The organism is Pseudomonas sp. Irchel 3F6 (assembly GCF_900187595.1).
GTDB lineage: Bacteria > Pseudomonadota > Gammaproteobacteria > Pseudomonadales > Pseudomonadaceae > Aquipseudomonas > Aquipseudomonas siliginis.
The window spans coordinates 58,947-77,499 of the sequence record NZ_FYDP01000004.1 but is presented as its reverse complement, the minus strand read 5'-3'; the positions used below and the strand labels follow the sequence as shown (position 1 = coordinate 77,499).

Below are 18,553 nucleotides of genomic sequence, written 5' to 3'. Positions count from 1 at the left end.
ACTGCTTTCGCGAGCAGGCTCGCTCCCACAGGGCCCTCATCGTTTCGGAGAATCCTATGAGCTCGTCGACCTATCCCGCCGCTCAACACGTCATGGTGCTCTACACCGGTGGCACCATCGGCATGCAGGCCAGCGCCAACGGTCTGGCCCCGGCGTCCGGTTTCGAAGCGCGGATGCGCGACTACCTGCACAGTCAGCCTGAGCTGGTAGTGCCGCAGTGGCAATTTCGGGAAATGTCGCCGCTGATCGACAGCGCCAACATGACCCCGGCCTACTGGCAGCAACTGCGCGAAGCGGTGGTCGATGCCGTGGATGTGCAAGGTTGCGACAGCGTGCTGATCCTGCACGGCACCGACACCCTGGCCTACAGCGCGGCGGCGATGAGTTTTCAGTTGCTCGGTCTGCATGCCCGCGTGTGTTTCACCGGTTCGATGCTGCCAGCGGGTGTGACCGACAGCGATGCCTGGGAAAACCTCGGCGGCGCGCTGGTCGCCCTCGGCCAAGGCCTGGCGCCGGGCGTGCACCTGTACTTCCACGGCGAACTGCTGGCGCCGACCCGCTGCGCGAAAGTGCGCAGCTTCGGCCGCCATCCGTTCAAACGCCTGGAGCGTCAGGGCGGTGGTGTGAAGGCGCCTTCGATTCCAGGCGCGCTGAACTACAACCAGCCGAAGCAACTGGCGAAAGTCGCGGTGTTGCCGCTGTTTCCCGGCATCAGTGCCGAAGTCCTCGACGGCCTGCTCGACAGCGGCATTCAAGGTCTGGTGCTGGAATGCTACGGCAGCGGGACCGGGCCGAGCGATAACCCCGAGTTCCTCGCCAGCCTTGGCCGTGCACGGGATAACGGCGTGGTGGTGGTGGCAGTGACGCAATGCCATGAAGGCGGGGTAGAGCTGGATGTCTACGAGGCTGGCAGCCGCTTGCGTGGGGTGGGCGTGTTGTCCGGTGGCGGCATGACCCGCGAGGCGGCGTTCGGCAAGTTGCATGGCTTGCTGGGGGCCGGGCTGGAAACGGCTGAAGTGCGCCGATTGATCGAACTGGATTTGTGTGGTGAGTTGAACTGAGCTCGGCGCTGGATTGCCCCTCACCCTAACCCTCTCCCAGAGGGAGAGGGAACTGACCGTAGTGTCTTGCGCTATACACCGACCTGATAAACAGTGTCGATTATGGATTCGGCGGCGGTGTCTCCGTCGGTGTATTTCTGCAATATCCCCCGTTCGGCCCCCTCTCCCTCTGGGAGTGGGCTGGGGTGAGGGCCTGCGGCATGCAACTTGCTGCGTTCCAGCCACCTCCAGGCTGGAAGATCCCATGCTCCACTCCCACCTCACCACCCTCAACGCGGTCTCGCTGATCCTCAACACGTTCAAGGCCGAAGGCCTGTCGAGCGAGGCGTTACTGGCCGGCAGCGGCATCGTGGCGGCGGATCTGCAGCGGGCCGATACGCGCATCACCACCCATCAAGAGATGCAGGTCTGCACCAACGCGGTCGCGCTCAAGCGTGACATCGGTCTCGAATTGGGCCGGCGCATGCACGTGTCCTGTTACGGCATGCTCGGTTACGCCCTGCTGACCTGTGCCACCTTCGGTGACGCTTTGCGTCTGGCAATCCGTTATCCGGCGCTGTTGGGCACGTTGTTCGAACTGAGCCTGGAAGACGATGGCGAGCAGGTCTGGTTCGTCGCTGCTGATTACCGTGAAAGCGCGGCGATGGCGGTGTTCAACGCCGAATTCTGTCTGGTGTCCCTGAAAGTCATCTGCGACGACTTGCTCGGCCATTCCTTGCCGCTGCGCGCCACGCGCTTCGAACATGCAGCGCCGGACTACCGCGACAGCTATGCCGAACCCTTTAACTCGCCACTGCACTTCTCGGCCAAAGACAACGCCTTCGCCTTCGACCGCCATTGGCTCGATCAGCCGCTGCCGCTGGCCGACGCCATCACTCATCAGGCCATGGCCGAACGTTGCCGCAAACAGAATCTGGAATTCACCGGACGCCAGGCCTGGCTGGGGCGGATTCGTCAGTTGCTCAGCGCACAATTGAATGCCGCGCCGGGGCTGGAGGGGCTCGCGCAGCAAATGAAGTGCTCACCGCGCACCCTGCGCCGGCATTTGAAAGACATGGGCAGCAGCTATCAGGAACTGCTCGATGAACTGCGCTTCGAACGGGCCAAGCAGATGTTGTGTGAGGACCAGTTGCCGATCTATCGGATCGCCGAGACGCTGGGCTTCAGCGAGACCGCGAGTTTCCGTCATGCATTTGTGCGCTGGAGTGGCGTGGCGCCGAGTCAGTTCAGATCCTGAAGATCAAAAGATCGCAGCCTTCGGCAGCTCCTACAGGGATCGGTGAGCTGCCGAAGGCTGCGATCTTTGGTTGTGAGGGGCGAATTGCGGTCAGAGGTTTTGGCCATATCGATCCCCTTTTGGCCGCTCCCGACGTTCTCCGATTCAAACTGCGCCGCAACACTGAAAGCCACCGAATCAGCCTTGCGGAGAACAACAAATGCTGACGATCTACTCAGACGATCACCACTTGCACCATGGCCGCTGCGAGCTCATCGATGGCCAGCTCAAGCCGTGCTTCGAAATGCCGTCACGTGCCGACCATGTGCTGCAACGCGTGCAGAAGCAAAACCTCGGGGCGGTCGAAGCGCCGAAGGATTTCGGCCTGGAGCCGATCGCGCGCATTCACAGCCGTGACTATCTGGAATTTTTCAAAGGTGCGTGGGATCGCTGGACCGAGTTCAACACCGACGGCGATTTGCTGCCCTACACTTGGCCGGCGCGCACCCTGCGTGCGATCAAACCGACCAGCCTGCACGGCCAGCTCGGTTATTACAGCTTCGATGGCGGCGCGCCGATTACCGCCGGCACCTGGCAAGCGGCTTACAGCGCGGCGCAAGTGGCGCTTAGCGCGCAGGCAGAAATCCAGCGTGGCGCACGCGCGGCCTTCGCGCTGTGCCGTCCGCCGGGACATCACGCCGCCAGCGACTTGATGGGCGGTTATTGCTACCTCAACAACGCCGCCATCGCCGCTCAGGCCTTTCTCGATCAGGGCCACAAGAAAGTCGCGATCCTTGACGTCGACTACCACCATGGCAACGGCACCCAGTCGATTTTCTACGAACGCAGCGACGTTCTGTTCACTTCGATCCACGGCCACCCGGAAGCGGAGTTTCCGTTCTTCCTCGGCTACGACGACGAGCGCGGCGAAGGCGCCGGTGAAGGTTTCAATTTCAACTATCCACTGCCGGCCGGTTCCGGCTGGGATGTCTGGAGTGCAGCGCTGGATCAGGCCTGCGACGAGATTGATCGCTACGGAGCGGACATCGTTGTCGTCTCCCTCGGCGTCGATACGTTCAAAGACGACCCTATCTCGCAGTTCAAACTCGACAGCCCGGATTACCTGGCCATGGGCAAGCGCATCGCCGCCCTCGGCAAGCCGACCCTGTTCGTCATGGAAGGTGGCTACGCGGTGGAAGAAATCGGCATCAACGCAGTGAACGTGCTGGAAGGTTTCGAACAATGAAAAAGCGACTGATCGCCTCGGCGCTGTGCGCGGCCCTGCTAAGCGCTGGCGCCCACGCCGAAGAACGCACGCTGCGCGTCTATAACTGGTTCGACTACATCACGCCCAAGGCGCTGGACGACTTCAAGGCACAGAACAGCCAGACCAAACTGATCTACGACATCTTCGACACCAACGAAGCGCTCGAGGCCAAGCTGCTCACCGGCAACTCCGGCTATGACGTGGTGGTGCCGTCCAACGTGTTCCTCGCCAAGCAGATCGAGGCTGGAGTGTTCCAGCCGCTTGATCGCAGCAAGTTGCCGAACTGGAATCATCTCGATCCGAAGCTGATGAAGCTGATCGAAGCCAATGATCCTGGAAACAAATTTGCCGTGCCGTACATGTACGGCACCATTCTCATTGGTTTCAACCCGGCCAAGATCAAGACAGCGCTGGGCGACGACGCGCCCGTGGACAGTTGGAACCTGATCTTCAAGGAAGAGAACCTCAGCAAGCTCAAGCAGTGCGGCGTCGCCCTGCTCGACTCGCCGTCGGAGATTCTGCCGCTGGCCCTGCAACACCTGGGCCTGGACCCCAACAGCAAGAAGCCGGCGGATTACGCCAAGGCCGAAGCGCTGCTGATGAAGATTCGTCCTTACGTGACCTACTTCCATTCGTCCAAGTACATGGCCGACATCGCCAACGGCGACATCTGCGTGGCCGTTGGTTATTCCGGCAGCTTCTCGCAAGCGGCCAACCGCGCCAAGGAAGCGAAAAACGGCGTGGTGGTGGAAATGCGCTTGCCCAAAGAAGGCGCGCCGATCTGGTTCGACATGCTCGCCATTCCCAAGGGCGCGAAGAACACCGAGGACGCCTACACCTTCATCAACTATCTGCTGCAACCGGCGGTGATTGCCCCGGTCAGCGATTTTGTCGGCTATCCGAACCCGAACAAGGACGCCACCGGCCTGGTCGATCCAGCCATTCGCAACAACCCGAACCTGTACCCGACCGACGCGGCAATGAGCACGCTCTACACCTTGCAGCCGCTGCCTCGGGATGCCGAACGCGCACGCACGCGAGCATGGACGAAAATCAAGTCCGGGACCTGAAACCGGCTCGTTTGCTCAAGACCCGCCTCGGCGGGTCTTTTTTTGCCTGGCAGCTTTATCTACCGCACGGGTCGCTGTTGCGCCTTTTAACTTGCCCTGCTCCGCCGCCCTTGCGGCGTCCCGACAGAGCAGGAAACCACCATGACCGCCATTCCCAAAGCCAGTGCCGTCGATATCGTGACTCAGCTGGTTACTGGCCCCTCACTGCAGGAAGTCGCTTCAAAAACGCTGCGCGATGCCCTCAAGACGCTGTATCCGAATCTCGACATAGACCCGCGTCTGGCGATGGTCGTGCAACCCACCTGGGCTATTGTGGATGGTCGAGTCGTACCCGACGGGTATCAGGCTGGATCGCTGACCAACGCCCTGGTGCGGCTCGGCCTGTCCGGCACCACGGTGACGTACCTTGATGGCGAGCATTATCTGACCCTGCAACCCGGCATGCCCGCACCCGCGCATCTGCCGGTAAAGATCGATGCCATCGGCCTGTTGCTCAACGAACTGGCGCCACTGCTGTTCATCGCCTACAAGGAGCAGCACGTCGAATACTGGGACGAGTTCACCTACCCCGGGCAACCGCGCTGGCAGCAGTTGTCCGAGGCACTGCGCAACCTGTGGAACGTCGATGCCAGCGTCGGCTGGGACGCTGACGAGATCGCCATGGCCCGGGCGATTTTCAAACAGCCCGACCCGCAACAACGCCTGGCCCCCGCCCCGTACTCGGCAAAGGCATATCTGATTGACCTCGATCGCGGTAGCTCCGACAAGTCATCGCACTTGACCCTGGTCGATGCCGCAGTAGTGATCGGCACAATCGCAGACCGCAAGTTGATTCTCACCCACGCGGTCACCCAGGGCTTTCAGCGTTTCGATTCACTGGAGGAGCTCGGCGAGGCTCTGCTGCGGATATATGGCGCAAGCGCCTCGGGCGAAGATCTCAAGTGGCGGCTGGTCGAACCCCAGGGCAATTTCTTCGACCAGCAGGCGTGCACGCTGATTTCCATGGAAGCGGATGCCTTGGGCGAAATCAGTTTTTTTCAGGATTCCCCTGGTAAACGCGTCTATCCGCATACCGGCACGGCCGGCAAACCGGCACAACCGACACCGCGCCTCGAAGCGCACTTCGAGCGTTTGCAGCCGATGCTTCCGGACTGGCTGAACGACGCACTGCCCATGGATCAGACGCGTTACAGCCGGCACCTGCTGGATCTGACAACGCTGCAGCACGAGAACAACGGCAAATCCTTTCAAAGCGAAATCACCAGCCTGCAGGCGTTCACTCGTGCAGCGCTGATCAAACAGATTCTCAAGGAGCAGCCCGGCGCCAAAGACGTGAACATCGACAACATCGAAATCACCATCACCAGTCTCGTAGTCTGGGGCACCTTTGTGTTGCCGGGAAATACTCAGACTCAGACATGGACGCTGACCGAGCTTGCCCTGCAAAACCTCGCAGGCCTGCCCTTGGGCAACAAGACTGTGCGGTACAAGGATGGCAGCCCGGTACCCGAGTGGATGAGCGCGACTTTTCTGGAAAAACTGGTCAGCACGGTCGACATCGGCAAGACCTACCCGGCGCATCTCAAGGCCATGCTGCTAGACGACCCCGTGCAAGCGCCGCTGTTGCAAGGGCTCTACACCAGTCAGCTGCGCATTGAGCTGCCATTGCTGGCGTTGCAGCACAAGATCCGGGGTAGAGCCGGCCTCGATGAATCGGGTTATCGATACGTGGTCGCCGCATTCGCCACGACTGGCGCGGAACGCTACGTCGATGGCGAGGAAATCGTCATTCGCCCATTGGCCTTCGTCGCTCATCGCAGCCGCTCCACCGCAGACACTGTCGACAACATGTATGTCATAGGCCCTCGCGATGCCGACAAAGGGCCGTGCGTGCTGTATCGACCACTGTTTGACAAGACTCTGCTGCAATATCCGGGGCCCGCGAATCTGCTTTTTGCGATCCAGCATTCGCGACATTTGCGTGACTCGGTACTGGCCTGGTTGCCGGACGATGTGCGCTTCAATTACAGCCAGTTCGTCTTCACCGCCAGGCTGCCGTCGGTGTGGACGATCCCGCAACTGATGATCAATCCGACCACTGCGCTGGATATGTCAGGCGCGGTCGCGCTGGGCACTCAGGTGATCGCCAGCGACGTCCTCGCAACCCTGCACGAACGCAACGTCAAGGCGCTTGTCACTCAAGCCGACCGGCAGTCGGTCTCCGATGCCGAAGCACGCTGGGCCTCGCTGAAACAGGGCGGCTGGGTGATGCTCAATGCCGCGCTGCCGTTCCTGGGCCGCAGCGTAGGCACAGCGGCGTGGATCTGGCAGATCATGGATGATCTGCAGGAAATCACCGACGGCGCCAACGAGCAATCGGGGAAGATCGCCTGGACGGCCATCGCCGATATTCTCCTGGCGCTGGGCATGGTGCTCGCCCACCGTGCGGCGGTGGGCGATGCGCCATCGACACCCGTGGCCACGGAGCTCGAAGAGGATGCAGCGACGACCAGACCTGCCGCCAGAATCGTCAAAGCGCTGCGCCAGCCCGATATCACCGGCCCGCAATTAACCCAATTCCATGGCACATCAATCGACAGCATCACGGCGCTGAAGCGATCCCCGACGGCACTCGCCACGCTGTTGGACGGGTTCGAGGTCGGCAAGCCCGAAGCCCTTGGCGCAGCCACCCGGGAAGGGGCGTACCGAGACCTCTACGCCCACGCAGACAAATGGTACGCCCGGGTCGGTGAGCGCTGGTTCGAAGTCGCGCGCAACGCGCATGGCGATGTGCACATCGTCGATACGCGTCAGCCCACCCGACCAGCCGGGCCCAGGCTTGCCTATACCGCCAATGGCCAATGGGTGATAGATCTGCGTTTGCGCCTGCGCGGAGGCGGGCTGGAGGACGGGCGCAAGGTGGCGCAAGGCAAAAAAAACCAGGAGGTGGCCGTATTGTCCGAGCAGATTACCGCGTTCGATTTGACGATGGAGAGCAAAGGCAGCCGTCTCGATGCCGAACGCAATAGCCTGCGCGATGCCCCTGCGCAGGCACGCGAACAAGCGCTTGCGCAGTACCTCGCCACGCTCGATTCACAGCACAACGAATATGCCGCGAACATTCAGCTGATCAAGACACTCAACTGCAAGCAATCGATTCCCAACTACCGCACGGTCATGCCGGAGCGGTTGGACATGCAGTTGTTTCTGGGGCAGGAGTGGCTCAGTAATAACGCTTCGGATTACCAGCAACGCGTACTGAGGGTGCAGGCGATACTGGACGACGAACTGCGCGGCGAATCGCAGGCGGTCACCTCTGCGTTCGAACAGTTGAACGATGCCACTCAAACCATTATCGAGAAAATGGAGTCGGCTGAAGCCTGCCTGGATGAACTGACCAGGCTGGGACCTGATGGCCTGGAGATAAAGCAGAAATACAACATCAGCCTGGCGCCCTACCCGCTGGATGATCTGAAGACTCTGCAGATCAGTCTCGGCCAGTACACCTGCATCAAGCCCGGCGATTCCACCGCTCATGTCGAGGCGCAACAAGCGCTGGCCAGTCTGTTCGAAGATGCTGCGCTGAACGTTCAGAGTTCGCGGGACCTGAGCGCCGATGAAAGCCTCAGTGATCTGCGCATACGCATCGACGCCCTGAGTCAGGTGAGCGAACAGTTCGCTTCCGTGGACAAGCGTTTCGATGACCTGGCGAGTGAATATTCCGAACACATACACACGGAACGACTCAGGCAATTGCAGGCGCGCGTGGCCGCATTCAAGGAAAGCGCCGACAATCGACTCGCCGATCTGTTGCGCTACCGGCATCTACTGGTGCCGCAAGCCGGTCCGTCGAGACCCGCAACGTCAGCTTCGAATCGGCAGATCATCAAGACACGCAACAAGGGCACCCTGGTCGGCCAGCGGAAAAAAAGCCTCGACGGCAAGAACACCGATCTGGTCGAAGTCGGTACGGCGCTGACGAGAGTGATCGCGACATTCAAGGAGGAATCGCCAGGTATCTGGGTCGAGCAGAGTGCACGGCCTGCACCGTTGCCTAAAGCCCGGCCCAACCTCAACAAGAGCATCAGCGAAGGGCAGGCATTGATCGACGGGCTGGCGGCGTTTCATCGGCGCATCGAGGCGCGTCTCAAACGCGGCTCGCGCATCCCCGTGGAGGTCGAAGAGGAATACCACAACCACGCCACCCTATTGCGCAAAGCCGGTGCGGCGATCGATGAAGCGTTAACGGCGAGTAACCTCACCGCTGCTCTGCATGAACCGTCCGAAGAGCTCAACCACAAGCTCGACGCTGCGGCTACGACACTGGAGCAAAAAGGCACCAGCACGCGAATCCGCCTGGTCAAGCAACAACTGCCAACAGCTGCCGGGGTCGAGTGGCTCAAGGACAAGGGCGAAGTGAGCATCTCGAAAACCCTGACCCGACGGCGTCTGAGGCGCCATCAGAACGATTTTCTCGACGAGTATCAGATTCGTGATGCGCATACCGACAAGGTCCTCTGCTATGCGCATTTCCATTACAGCAGCGTCGACGCGCCCGTTGGTGCATTTGTGCGTGGACATATGAAAACGCTCGCTCAGCACCGCATGGGGGGCGTCGCCGAAATAACGGGTGTGGATAATCAGAGGCTGATAGAAATCCATCGCAGCGAAATTTCCACTCGCAGCGCCGAAACGCTGTTCTTCAATCTCTCCAAGCCTGCCGCAGACGCGACAGCGCCGCTTTGATCGCAGGCTCAGGTACGGCGGCAAAACCCAGCACCAGGCCGGCGCGCTGATCCATGGGCGTAGTCGAGTCGGGTAACCAGTAGCTGCTCAGGCCGTTGATTTCGACATCGACATCAGCGGCCTGAGCGATCAATTGCTGCTCGCGCTCGATGCTGTCCACGGCGACGGTCAGGTGCAGCCCGGCCGACACGGCGGGCAACTGACCGACACCGGCGATCATCGGCCAGCCTTCGAGCAGGCAGTTGCGCCGGCTCAGCGCAGCCCGGCGCATGCGACGGATATGTCGCTGGAAATGCCCGGCAGCCATGAATTCGGCCATCACCGCTTGGGTGCTGACCTCCGAATGCCGCACATCGACGGCGCGGCGTTGCGCAAACGCGTCGACCAGCGCTGGCGGCAGCACCAGATAACCAAGGCGCAACGCCGGAAAAGCGACCTTGCCGAAGGTGCCGACGTAGAGCACACGCCCCTGACGATCAAGTGCGGCCAACGGCGCCAGCGGTGCGCCGGTGTAGCGGTACTCACCGTCGTAATCGTCTTCGACGATCCAGCCGCCGACCCGCTCGGCCCAGGCGAGCAATTCCAGACGCCGGGCCAGACTCATCACCACTCCGGTCGGGTACTGATGAGACGGCGTGACATAAGCCACCCGACAATCGCTGAGCCGGGCCATGGCGCTGCAATCGATGCCGTCGCTATCTACCGCCACCCCATGCAATTTCGCCCCCGCCACAGCGAAGGCATGCCCGGCGGCGCGATAGCCCGGATTCTCGATCGCCACCCCGTCCCCCGGCTCGACCAGCAACTGTGCACAAAGGCTGATGCCCTGCTGTGCGCCACTGGTGATCACAATTTGCTCAGCCGTGCACTGCATGCCGCGCGAGCTGCGCAAATACGCAGCAATCATGCCGCGCAGCCGCGCATCACCGGCCGGGTCGCCGTAACACAGCTGCTGCAGATCCGGTTTGCGCCAGAAAGCCGCGTTCAGCTTGGCCCAGACCTCGAACGGGAACAGATCGAATGCAGGCACACCCACCCGAAAAGCGCGCGGCGGACCGCTCGGTGGTCGAGGTAAATGATGCCTTTCAATGCGAGAAAAGCCACCACTGTGGATAACTTTGCTGGATGGATTCACAGGTAAATCCAGCCAATTTGTGGATAAGGCTGTGGGTAAGCCTGTTGACAAGCCTGTGGATGAATTTGTGGATAGTTTTTTCTTCGACGTGGCTGTCTGAGCCAATTGCGCCACGTAAGTACCGTCGCCGACGCGCCCTTCGATAAAGCCCTCGGCATACAACTGATCGTAGGCACGCACCACGCTGTTACGGGAAATGCCCAGCGCCGAGGCCAGGTCTCGGCTGGCCGGCAATCGCGTGCCACTGGCCAGGCGTCCATCCAGCACCCGCAGGCGCAGAGCCTGATAGAGCTGGCGACTCAGGCCTTGGCGGCGATCAAGCGCGATACCGGCCGGGTTGAAGGGCATCGACAAGGGTGGCAGATCGGGCATGGCGAATGGACCTATGAAATGGCTCATCAATGGCTCTTACAACGGACCAATAGCCTGCCTAGGATGCAGGCATTCGCCAAGGAAAATCTGTCCATGTACACGCCACGCGCCTTTGCCATCGAAGACTTGTCCCAACTGCACGAACTGATCCTCGCCACGCGCCTGGCCATTCTGGTCAGCCACGGTGACAGCGGCCTGCAAGCCAGCCACGTGCCGGTGCTGCTGCATCGCGAACAGGGCGAATACGGCACGCTCTACGGCCATCTGGCCAAGGCCAATCCGCAGTGGAAAGACCTGCGTGACGGCGCCGAGGCGATGTTGATCTTCGCCGGCCCGGACGCCTACGTCAGCCCGGGCTTCTATCCGAGCAAGGCCGAGCACGGCAAGGTCGTGCCGACCTGGAACTACATCGCCGTGCACGCCTACGGCCAGGCCGAGACCTTCAGTGATGGCGGCCGGTTGCTCGACATTGTCAGCACCCTGACCGACCGTCACGAGGCAGGCCGTGCCCAGCCATGGTCGGTCGACGATGCGCCAGCCGAATACATCGACGGCATGCTCAAGGCCATCGTCGGGTTTGCCATTCCCATCGACCGCCTCGAAGGCAAACGCAAGCTCAGCCAGAACCGTAGCGCCGAAGATATCGCCGGGGTGCGCGAAGGCCTCGCCGCCAGCCCCGACGCCAACGATCAAACCCTCGCCAGCCTGATGCGCTAAGGAAATCCGCATGACTCAGATCGACATTCGCCCGGTCAGCGCCAACGACCACGCCGCTTGGCTGCCGCTATGGCAGGCGTACCTGCGCTTCTACAACACGGAACTGCCGGACGCCGTCACCCAGAGCACCTGGCAGCGCTTTCTCGACCCGAATGAACCGACCCACGCCGCCCTCGCGTGGGCCGATGGCAAAGCATTGGGCATGGTGCATTACATCTATCATCGCTCGAACTGGAGCATCGAAAATTCCTGCTATTTGCAGGATCTGCTGGTGGTGCCGGAAGCCCGTGGCACGGGAGTCGGTCGGCTGTTGATCGAGCATGTCTACGCTACCGCCAAGGCCGATGGTTGCTGCAAAGTCCACTGGCTGACCCATGAAACCAACGCCACGGCGATCCAGCTCTACGAGCGCATTGCCGAACGTCCGGGATTCATCCAGTTTCGTAAAGCCCTTTAAGGAGACGCGCACATGACTGCTTCACTCGCTGACTGGAAAGGCGTCCCCGCCCCCTCCGCCACCCTGCTCGAGGGCCGTTTCATTCGTCTGGAAAAACTCGACCCGGCGCGTCATGGCGATGAGCTTTACGCCGCCCTCGAAGGGCCGGGTGCCGATCCGAAGCTTTGGGATTACTTGCCTTACGGTCCGTTTCCCGAGCGCAGCGCGTTCAACGACTGGCTGAACAATCATGCAGCCAACAGCGACCCGTATTTCTTCAGCATCATCGACCGTGCGACTGGTCAGGTCCAAGGCATCCTCAGCCTGATGTCGATCGTCCCGGCGCAGGGCCGCATCGAAATCGGCCACGTCACTTTCGGTGCGCCAATGCAACGCTCGCCGAAAAGCACCGAGGCGGTGTACCTGCTGGCAAAATATTCGTTCGAGCTGGGTTACCGGCGCCTGGAATGGAAGTGCAACAACGGCAACGCCCGCTCCAAATACGCGGCCGAGCGTCTGGGCTTCAGTTTCGAAGGGGTGTTTCGCCAGCACATGGTGGTCAAGGGGCAGAACCGCGACACCGCGTGGTATTCGATTCTGGATGCGGAATGGCCGGCGATTGGTGCAGGGTTCGAGCGCTGGCTGAGCGATGAAAACCAGACGCCTGCTGGCCAACTCAAAGGTCTGGCCGAATGCCGTAGCTGAACTTCACGGATACCCCTGTGGGAGCGAGCCTGCTCGCGAAGGCGGTGTGTCAGTCACCGCAGATGTTGACTGACTGACCGCTTTCGCGAGCAGGCTCGCTCCCACAATGGGCGGGGTCTTTCTTAACAACGCAGTTCTTGCGCCAGCACCGCAATGTGCTCTGGCCCGATCCCGCAGCAGCCACCCAGATGACTGGCGCCGCGCTGTTGCCAGTCCAGCGCCCAGTGCAGATACCCCGGCGGATCAAGATCGTCACGCAACGGGTCGAGCCCGTCGTTGGCCGTGGCTTCTTTCGGTTGCGGAGGAAACGCGTTGGCATACGCGCCGATATTGATCCTGACGCCGAGACGCTCAAAGGTTGCGCGCGCCGCGTCGATTGCTGCGCCAATCACTTCAGGCTGACTGCAGTTGAACAGCAGGGTTTCGACGCCGAGTTCAGCCGCCACCGCAGCCGCTTCGGCCACTGGCTCGCCAGAGCGCAGGCGCGGCACTTCATCGGTGTCTTCATCCTTGAGCGTGAATGACAGCCAGAACGGTTTACCGTCCTTCGGCAGCCCGGCGTGGATAGCGCGGGCCTCGACGATCGAGCTTTGCGTTTCTGCCAGCCACAGGTCCACATGTGGCGCCAGACCGTTAACCAAAGGCGTCAACAGTTCGGTCACGCGACCAGCCTCGAACAGATCCGGACGGTACGAACCAAACAGCGGCGGCAATGAACCGGCAACCCGCACTGCTTTGCCCGACGCCTGCACGGCACGCCGTGCCAACTCACCCGCCAATGCCGCGAGCGCTTGGCCTTCAGCCGCAAAGCGCGCCTCGCCAATGTGAAACGGCACCACCGCGTAACTGTTGCTGGTGATCACATTGGCACCACTGGCGATGTAAGCGGCATGCACCGCCTCGACCGCCTGCGGCGCTTCACTCAGCGCCAGTGCCGACCACTCGGGCTGGCGAAATGGCGCCCCGGCGCGTTGCAGTTCACGGCCCATGCCGCCATCGAGAATGACCGTACTTGCTGCGCCCATATGCTTTTCACTCATATGCTTATGAAAATAACTCACTATCAGAGTCGTTCTTATAACTATTTAATACGCACCACTCGGTTAATAACAACCTCTTTTTTCAACAGGAAGCGACTGTGAAATTCCAACCGCTATTGGCCCTGGGCCTGACCATTCTGGCCTCCACCCAAGCCTTCGGCGGCGCGACGCTGGACCGTGTCGAACAGAAAAAAGAGCTGGTCGGCGTGCTCATGGAAAGCTATCCGCCCTTCTCGTTTCTCAATGAGCAGAATCAACTCGACGGTTTCGATGTCGACGTTGCCAAAGCGGTGGCGGATAAGCTTGGCGTCAAACTGCGTCTCGAAACGCCGTCCTGGGACGTGATCGCCGCCGGTCGCTGGAGCGGGCGCTACGACATCTGCATCTGCTCGATGACCCCGAGCAAGGCCCGCGCAGAAGTGTTCGACTTCCCGGTCGAGTACTACGCCTCGCCAGCGGTAATCGTGGTCAATGCCAAGGACGATCGCATCCACAGCGCCAAGGATCTGAGCGGCAAAAAAGTCGGCCTGACCAGCGCCTCCAGCTACGAAAGTTATCTGAACAAAAATCTGGTGATCGAAGGCGCCGAGGATACGCAGTTGCAGTATCCGTTCGAGGATGTGCAGATCGCTCCTTATGACACCGACAACGTCGCCTTCCAGGATCTGGGCCTGGGCGCCGGCGTGCGCCTGGATGCAATCCTTACCAATCTGGTCACCGCACAGCCGCGTCTGAATCAGGACCAGCGCTTCAAATTGGCCGGCGAACCGCTGTACTCGGAACCGAACTCGGTGGCCATCGAAAAGGGTGACCCGCAGTGGGACGCCAAGGTGCGCGAGGTGTTCGCCCAGCTGAAACAGGACGGCACCCTGAGCAAGCTGTCGCAGAAATGGATCGGCGCCGATATCAGCCAATGACTTCCTTTCCGACCCCGCCCCAGCCACCGCAACCGGTGGCTGAAACCCGCCTGCAAAAGCTTTTCGGGTTCCGTACGCGCCTGTACCTGACGTGGGCTGCGCTTTTCTGCCTGTTCGCCGGATTCTTCCTGAGCTTCGACCTGAAGTTCGCGATCATCCTCGACAAACTGCCCAACCTCGTTGGCCTGAAGCTGGCGCCGAACGGCTTCCTGCAAGGCGCAGCGCTGACCCTGTTCCTCTGCGCCTGCTCGATCATCGCCTCGTCGCTGCTCGGTTTCATCACCGCGCTGGCGCGCCTGTCGAGCAGCGCCGTGGCGTTTGGCATCGCCAGTTTCTACACCTCGTTCTTTCGCGGCACGCCATTGCTGATCCAGATCCTGCTGATCTACCTCGGCCTGCCGCAACTGGGCATCGTCCCCGGCGCCATCGTCGCCGGCATCATTGCCCTGTCGCTGAACTATGGCGCCTACCTGAGCGAAATCTTCCGCGCCGGCATCCTCGGCGTCGATCACGGCCAACGCGAAGCATCCCTGGCGCTGGGCCTGCGCGAAAGCGTGATCTTCTGGCGCATCACCCTGCCCCAGGCCATGCGCACGATTATCCCGCCGACCACCAACCAGTTCATCTCGATGCTCAAGGACTCGTCGCTGATCTCGGTAATGGGCGTCTGGGAAGTGATGTTTCTCGCCCAGTCCTACGGGCGCTCAAGCTATCGCTACATCGAAATGCTCACCACGGCGGCGATCATCTACTGGCTGATGTCGATCGGGCTGGAGCTGATTCAGGCACGGATGGAGCGGCATTTCGGCAAGGCGTATGTGCGCCGTAGTTGAGGTGCATTCAAATGGTGTCCCGGCGAATCCGCACTACGCCCATTTTCATGCCGAAGGGGCGGAACACCGCGTTCAGCGACTTCAGGGTCTGATTGCCTTCGCCATGTTCGATATGCACCAGCGTGCGCACTGAAATCTTGCACATCTTCGCGAACTGGGTCTGATGCAGACCGGTGACTTCGACCCGTAAACGGCGCACGGCGTCACCGATTTCCAGAGTGCCTTCGGCCAGTGATTGCTGAATGCTTTCGATGAGCGCCATTCGATCAAGGACAGTAAGGTCCCGTGCAGATTTGAGTTTACTCATGACGCGGCTAATTCGTTTTGTGAAGACGCAATTTAATGCAGCGTGATGACAGTTTTGGTAATTAAACTGCAACAAAATGCAGACGGGAGCCGCTGGGGCTTCAATCGACGCAAAACAATGCAGATGTACCCCGACGTATGTCGCTGTGACCCATATCGGCTGTAGGAAAACGAACCGCCGCCACCGCGCAAAAGTCTTGTTTGCGAAATCCCGTGAGGATTTTCGACAGAACGGTCCGACGTCGCCTGCACAGCATCAGGAACCGACCGACATCGTGTTTTTCAAGGCAGCAATAGAGTTGAGCCTTTCATACAAGGAGGTTGAACTCGATGCCTGCCCTACACAAATACCGTCCCCATCACCTCGCTTTGGCGATCGCGCTGACCATTGGATCTGCCGAGGCGTCCATCGAACAGCAACCTGACGTCCAGGTTTCTGCAGAGATCAGCGAAGACAAAACCGCCAAGCCTCGAAAGAAGAAAACGCCCACGCCGAAAGCGGATCCTGATGACTTGTTTGCGATCAAGGAATTCATCGGCCCGCTGGAGCACACTTCTCCGTCGCCCGGACAGGCCTCTGACGCGCCTTCGGTCGATGCCGTACGCGCGACGGTTGCGATCGAGGATTTCAGTCCGGCCTTTTATGAAGGGCTGGAGTTTCCAGAGTTCGTGGTGGAGGAAACCGGCGATGAGGAATTCGATCTCGTCGACCCGTTTGAACGCGACATGTTGGCGATCACGACGCAGCGCTCTTTTGTCTCGAGCCCGCTCGAGAATATCGACGGCGTATCCCTGCAACTGGGCGATGGAGATGACCTGCTGGTGATCAATAAGGGCGCGCGTTGGGACGGTCGCCTGGACGGTGGCAAAGGTGCGAACGGGCTGCTGTTCAATGCCGTAGAAGGCGGCGAGATCGGTGAGACGCGCAACTTCTCGGCTATGCGAATCGCACGCGGGCAGTGGACATTGCGTCACGTTTTCGAGGGTGATGCTGACGTCAAAGCCGACGCCGTGCTGCTCAACTACGCATCGATCAATGGTGTCGATGTCGACCCGGGAGCGGTTTTTGGCGGTTATGGACACGTGACGGGGCTGTATGTCGCAGGAACCCTGCTTGCCAGCCAGCAACACGGCTCTCCCAATATCAAAGGCAATCTGACGCTCCATGAGGACGCTGTGTTTTCTTACGCCGTATCTGCCGACCGCGGCTCAGATCCCGTGCATGTTCAGGGCACCGCGAGCCTGGGAGGTGCGCGTGTCGAGATTTATGGCGTACCGGGCGACTACGCTCGTACCAATGAGTATCGGCTGTTGTCTGCAAACGTCATTGATGGCGAGTTCGGTGAGGTCACCACCAATCTGGCCTACATGACACCAACGCTCTCCTATGAGCCAAACGCGGTGAACCTGCACTACGTGCGCAACGATGTAGGGTTCGAACAACTGGCCCGAACGCGCAGTGCTCGTTCGATTGCGCAGAGCTTGGATAATCGAGGGGCTTACACTCAAGCTTTCGATATCGGCACCAACAGGGCCGTCGCCGCACTGCTGACCAGCGATAAAACCACCGCGCCCATCGCCCTCGATCAACTTGCCGCAGGCAGCAATGCCAACCTCGCCAAAGCCACGCTGAGCAGTATCACGCCGGTCAGTACGAGCATGCTTTCGGCAATGCGGCAGCTGGACAATCATTCCGCCTCGACCTTCGGCTCGCGCAGTTCACCGCGTCAGGCCGCAGGCAACGAAGATTCCGGGCAGGTGTGGATTCAGGCGCTGGGCCACGGCGGCAAGGTTGATCGCGACGCTGACGGTATCCTCCAACATGCCACGCAAGGGCTGGTCGTGGGCGCTGACTGGCGACTCGACGAGCACTGGCATGTCGGCCTGCTTGGTGGCAAATCGCAGACGAAACTCGATGCCCGCCAGTACAACGGCGACCTCGACAGCTGGCACCTCGGTGCCTATGCCGTGCGTCAGGACGGCCCGCTGTCTTTGCGCCTAGGTGCGACCTACGCCAGCCATGACGGCAGCAGCACACGGCGGGTAGCGTTCAAGGGTTTCAGCGATCGTCTCAAGGGCAATTACGACGCCAATACTCAGCAAGCATTTGCCGAGGCCGGGTTCAACCTGGGCCGCAACAACGTGACCCTCGAACCCTTCGCCAGCCTCGGCTATCAGCGCTATCAGCGCGACAGCTACAACGAAAAGGGCGGCGACGCGGCGTTGAAAGTCTACGGCCAGACCCGCGACAACTTCAGCAGCACCTTTGGCCTGCGGCTTGCGCAGATCAATACGCTGGATAACGGCATGCATTTGACCCCGCGCTTGAGCGCAGGCTGGAAACATACCTTCGGCGCGATCGACAGCGACACCCGCCAGCAACTGCGCAAGGGCGGCAAGCGCTTTGAAGTGACCGGGGCGACACTGGATCGGAACAGCCTCGCGGTGGATGCGGGGCTCGACCTTGGTCTATCGGCGGCGCACACACTGGGCGTGGGCTTAACGGGTGAGCTGGGTAATGACAGCCGAACGTATGGCGTGGCGGGTCAATGGCGCATGGCGTTCTGATGCATTAAGCACGCCTCCTGTGGGAGCGAGCCTGCTCGCGAAAGCGCTGGATCATACAAAGATGCTATTGGCTGACCTGGCGCATTCGCGAGCAGGCTCGCTCCCACATGTGATCCTTGGCAATGACCTGACAAGGTCGAAAATCACAGGCAAAAAAAAGGGGA

General features: G+C 60.6%; 14 protein-coding genes. 11 read left to right on the top strand and 3 right to left on the bottom strand.

Annotated elements, in window-relative coordinates; all coding sequences use genetic code 11:
* The first annotated feature begins 56 nt into the window (after nt 1-56).
* The 5 genes from CKW30_RS14830 to CKW30_RS14810 all read left to right on the top strand — a co-directional run bounded on the left by CKW30_RS14830 (nt 57) and on the right by CKW30_RS14810 (nt 9,360).
* Entirely contained in the window at nt 57-1,061 is a 1,005-nt protein-coding gene (locus CKW30_RS14830) for an asparaginase (RefSeq protein ID WP_095181212.1), read from the top strand.
* Nucleotides 1,062-1,305: 244 nt separating this feature from the next.
* Nucleotides 1,306-2,298, top strand: coding sequence for an AraC family transcriptional regulator (locus tag CKW30_RS14825; protein WP_095181211.1), 993 nt, complete (start codon nt 1,306-1,308; stop codon nt 2,296-2,298).
* A 199-nt stretch (nt 2,299-2,497) separates the two neighbouring features.
* A complete protein-coding gene (locus tag CKW30_RS14820; RefSeq protein ID WP_095181210.1) occupies nt 2,498-3,523 on the top strand; it encodes a histone deacetylase family protein in 1,026 nt (341 codons plus the stop codon).
* Entirely contained in the window at nt 3,520-4,614 is a 1,095-nt protein-coding gene (locus CKW30_RS14815) for a polyamine ABC transporter substrate-binding protein (protein WP_095181209.1), read from the top strand. The genes CKW30_RS14820 and CKW30_RS14815 overlap by 4 nt, the downstream gene beginning before the upstream one ends.
* A gap of 141 nt (nt 4,615-4,755) precedes the next feature.
* Complete coding sequence (locus tag CKW30_RS14810) at nt 4,756-9,360, top strand: dermonecrotic toxin domain-containing protein (RefSeq protein WP_095181208.1); 4,605 nt, start codon at nt 4,756-4,758, stop codon at nt 9,358-9,360.
* On the opposite strand, the gene CKW30_RS14805 is transcribed toward CKW30_RS14810, so the two are convergent.
* Entirely contained in the window at nt 9,317-10,867 is a 1,551-nt protein-coding gene (locus CKW30_RS14805; RefSeq protein WP_095181429.1) for a PLP-dependent aminotransferase family protein, read from the bottom strand. The two genes, CKW30_RS14810 and CKW30_RS14805, sit on opposite strands and share 44 nt — an antisense overlap.
* 93 nt (nt 10,868-10,960) lie before the next feature.
* Between CKW30_RS14805 and CKW30_RS14800 the strand changes: the two genes are divergently transcribed.
* The 3 genes from CKW30_RS14800 to CKW30_RS14790 are packed head-to-tail and all read left to right on the top strand — an operon-like array spanning nt 10,961 to nt 12,725.
* Nucleotides 10,961-11,584, top strand: coding sequence for an FMN-binding negative transcriptional regulator (locus CKW30_RS14800; protein WP_095181428.1), 624 nt, complete (start codon nt 10,961-10,963; stop codon nt 11,582-11,584).
* Between the two features lie 10 nt (nt 11,585-11,594).
* The gene (locus CKW30_RS14795; RefSeq protein WP_095181207.1) at nt 11,595-12,041 is read left to right on the top strand and encodes a GNAT family N-acetyltransferase; all 447 of its coding nucleotides are present in this window, start codon (nt 11,595-11,597) and stop codon (nt 12,039-12,041) included.
* A gap of 12 nt (nt 12,042-12,053) precedes the next feature.
* Nucleotides 12,054-12,725 (top strand): GNAT family N-acetyltransferase, encoded by a 672-nt coding sequence (locus CKW30_RS14790; RefSeq protein WP_056790955.1) that lies wholly within the window; start codon nt 12,054-12,056, stop codon nt 12,723-12,725.
* Nucleotides 12,726-12,847: 122 nt separating this feature from the next.
* Here CKW30_RS14790 and CKW30_RS14785 read toward each other — a convergent pair whose 3' ends face one another.
* Nucleotides 12,848-13,750, bottom strand: a complete 903-nt coding sequence (locus CKW30_RS14785; RefSeq protein ID WP_095181206.1) for a homocysteine S-methyltransferase family protein — start codon at nt 13,748-13,750, stop codon at nt 12,848-12,850.
* 113 nt (nt 13,751-13,863) lie between these two features.
* On the opposite strand from CKW30_RS14785, the gene CKW30_RS14780 reads away from it, so the two are divergent.
* Nucleotides 13,864-14,682: an ABC transporter substrate-binding protein gene (locus CKW30_RS14780; RefSeq protein ID WP_095181205.1), complete on the top strand. Its 819-nt coding sequence runs from the start codon at nt 13,864-13,866 to the stop codon at nt 14,680-14,682.
* Nucleotides 14,679-15,515, top strand: coding sequence for an amino acid ABC transporter permease (locus CKW30_RS14775; RefSeq protein WP_056790962.1), 837 nt, complete (start codon nt 14,679-14,681; stop codon nt 15,513-15,515). The genes CKW30_RS14780 and CKW30_RS14775 overlap by 4 nt, the downstream gene beginning before the upstream one ends.
* A gap of 7 nt (nt 15,516-15,522) precedes the next feature.
* Here CKW30_RS14775 and CKW30_RS14770 read toward each other — a convergent pair whose 3' ends face one another.
* Nucleotides 15,523-15,822, bottom strand: a complete 300-nt coding sequence (locus CKW30_RS14770; protein WP_056790965.1) for a helix-turn-helix domain-containing protein — start codon at nt 15,820-15,822, stop codon at nt 15,523-15,525.
* A gap of 368 nt (nt 15,823-16,190) precedes the next feature.
* Between CKW30_RS14770 and CKW30_RS14765 the strand changes: the two genes are divergently transcribed.
* Entirely contained in the window at nt 16,191-18,389 is a 2,199-nt protein-coding gene (locus tag CKW30_RS14765) for an autotransporter domain-containing protein (RefSeq protein WP_256584350.1), read from the top strand.
* Nucleotides 18,390-18,553: the final 164 nt, after the last annotated feature.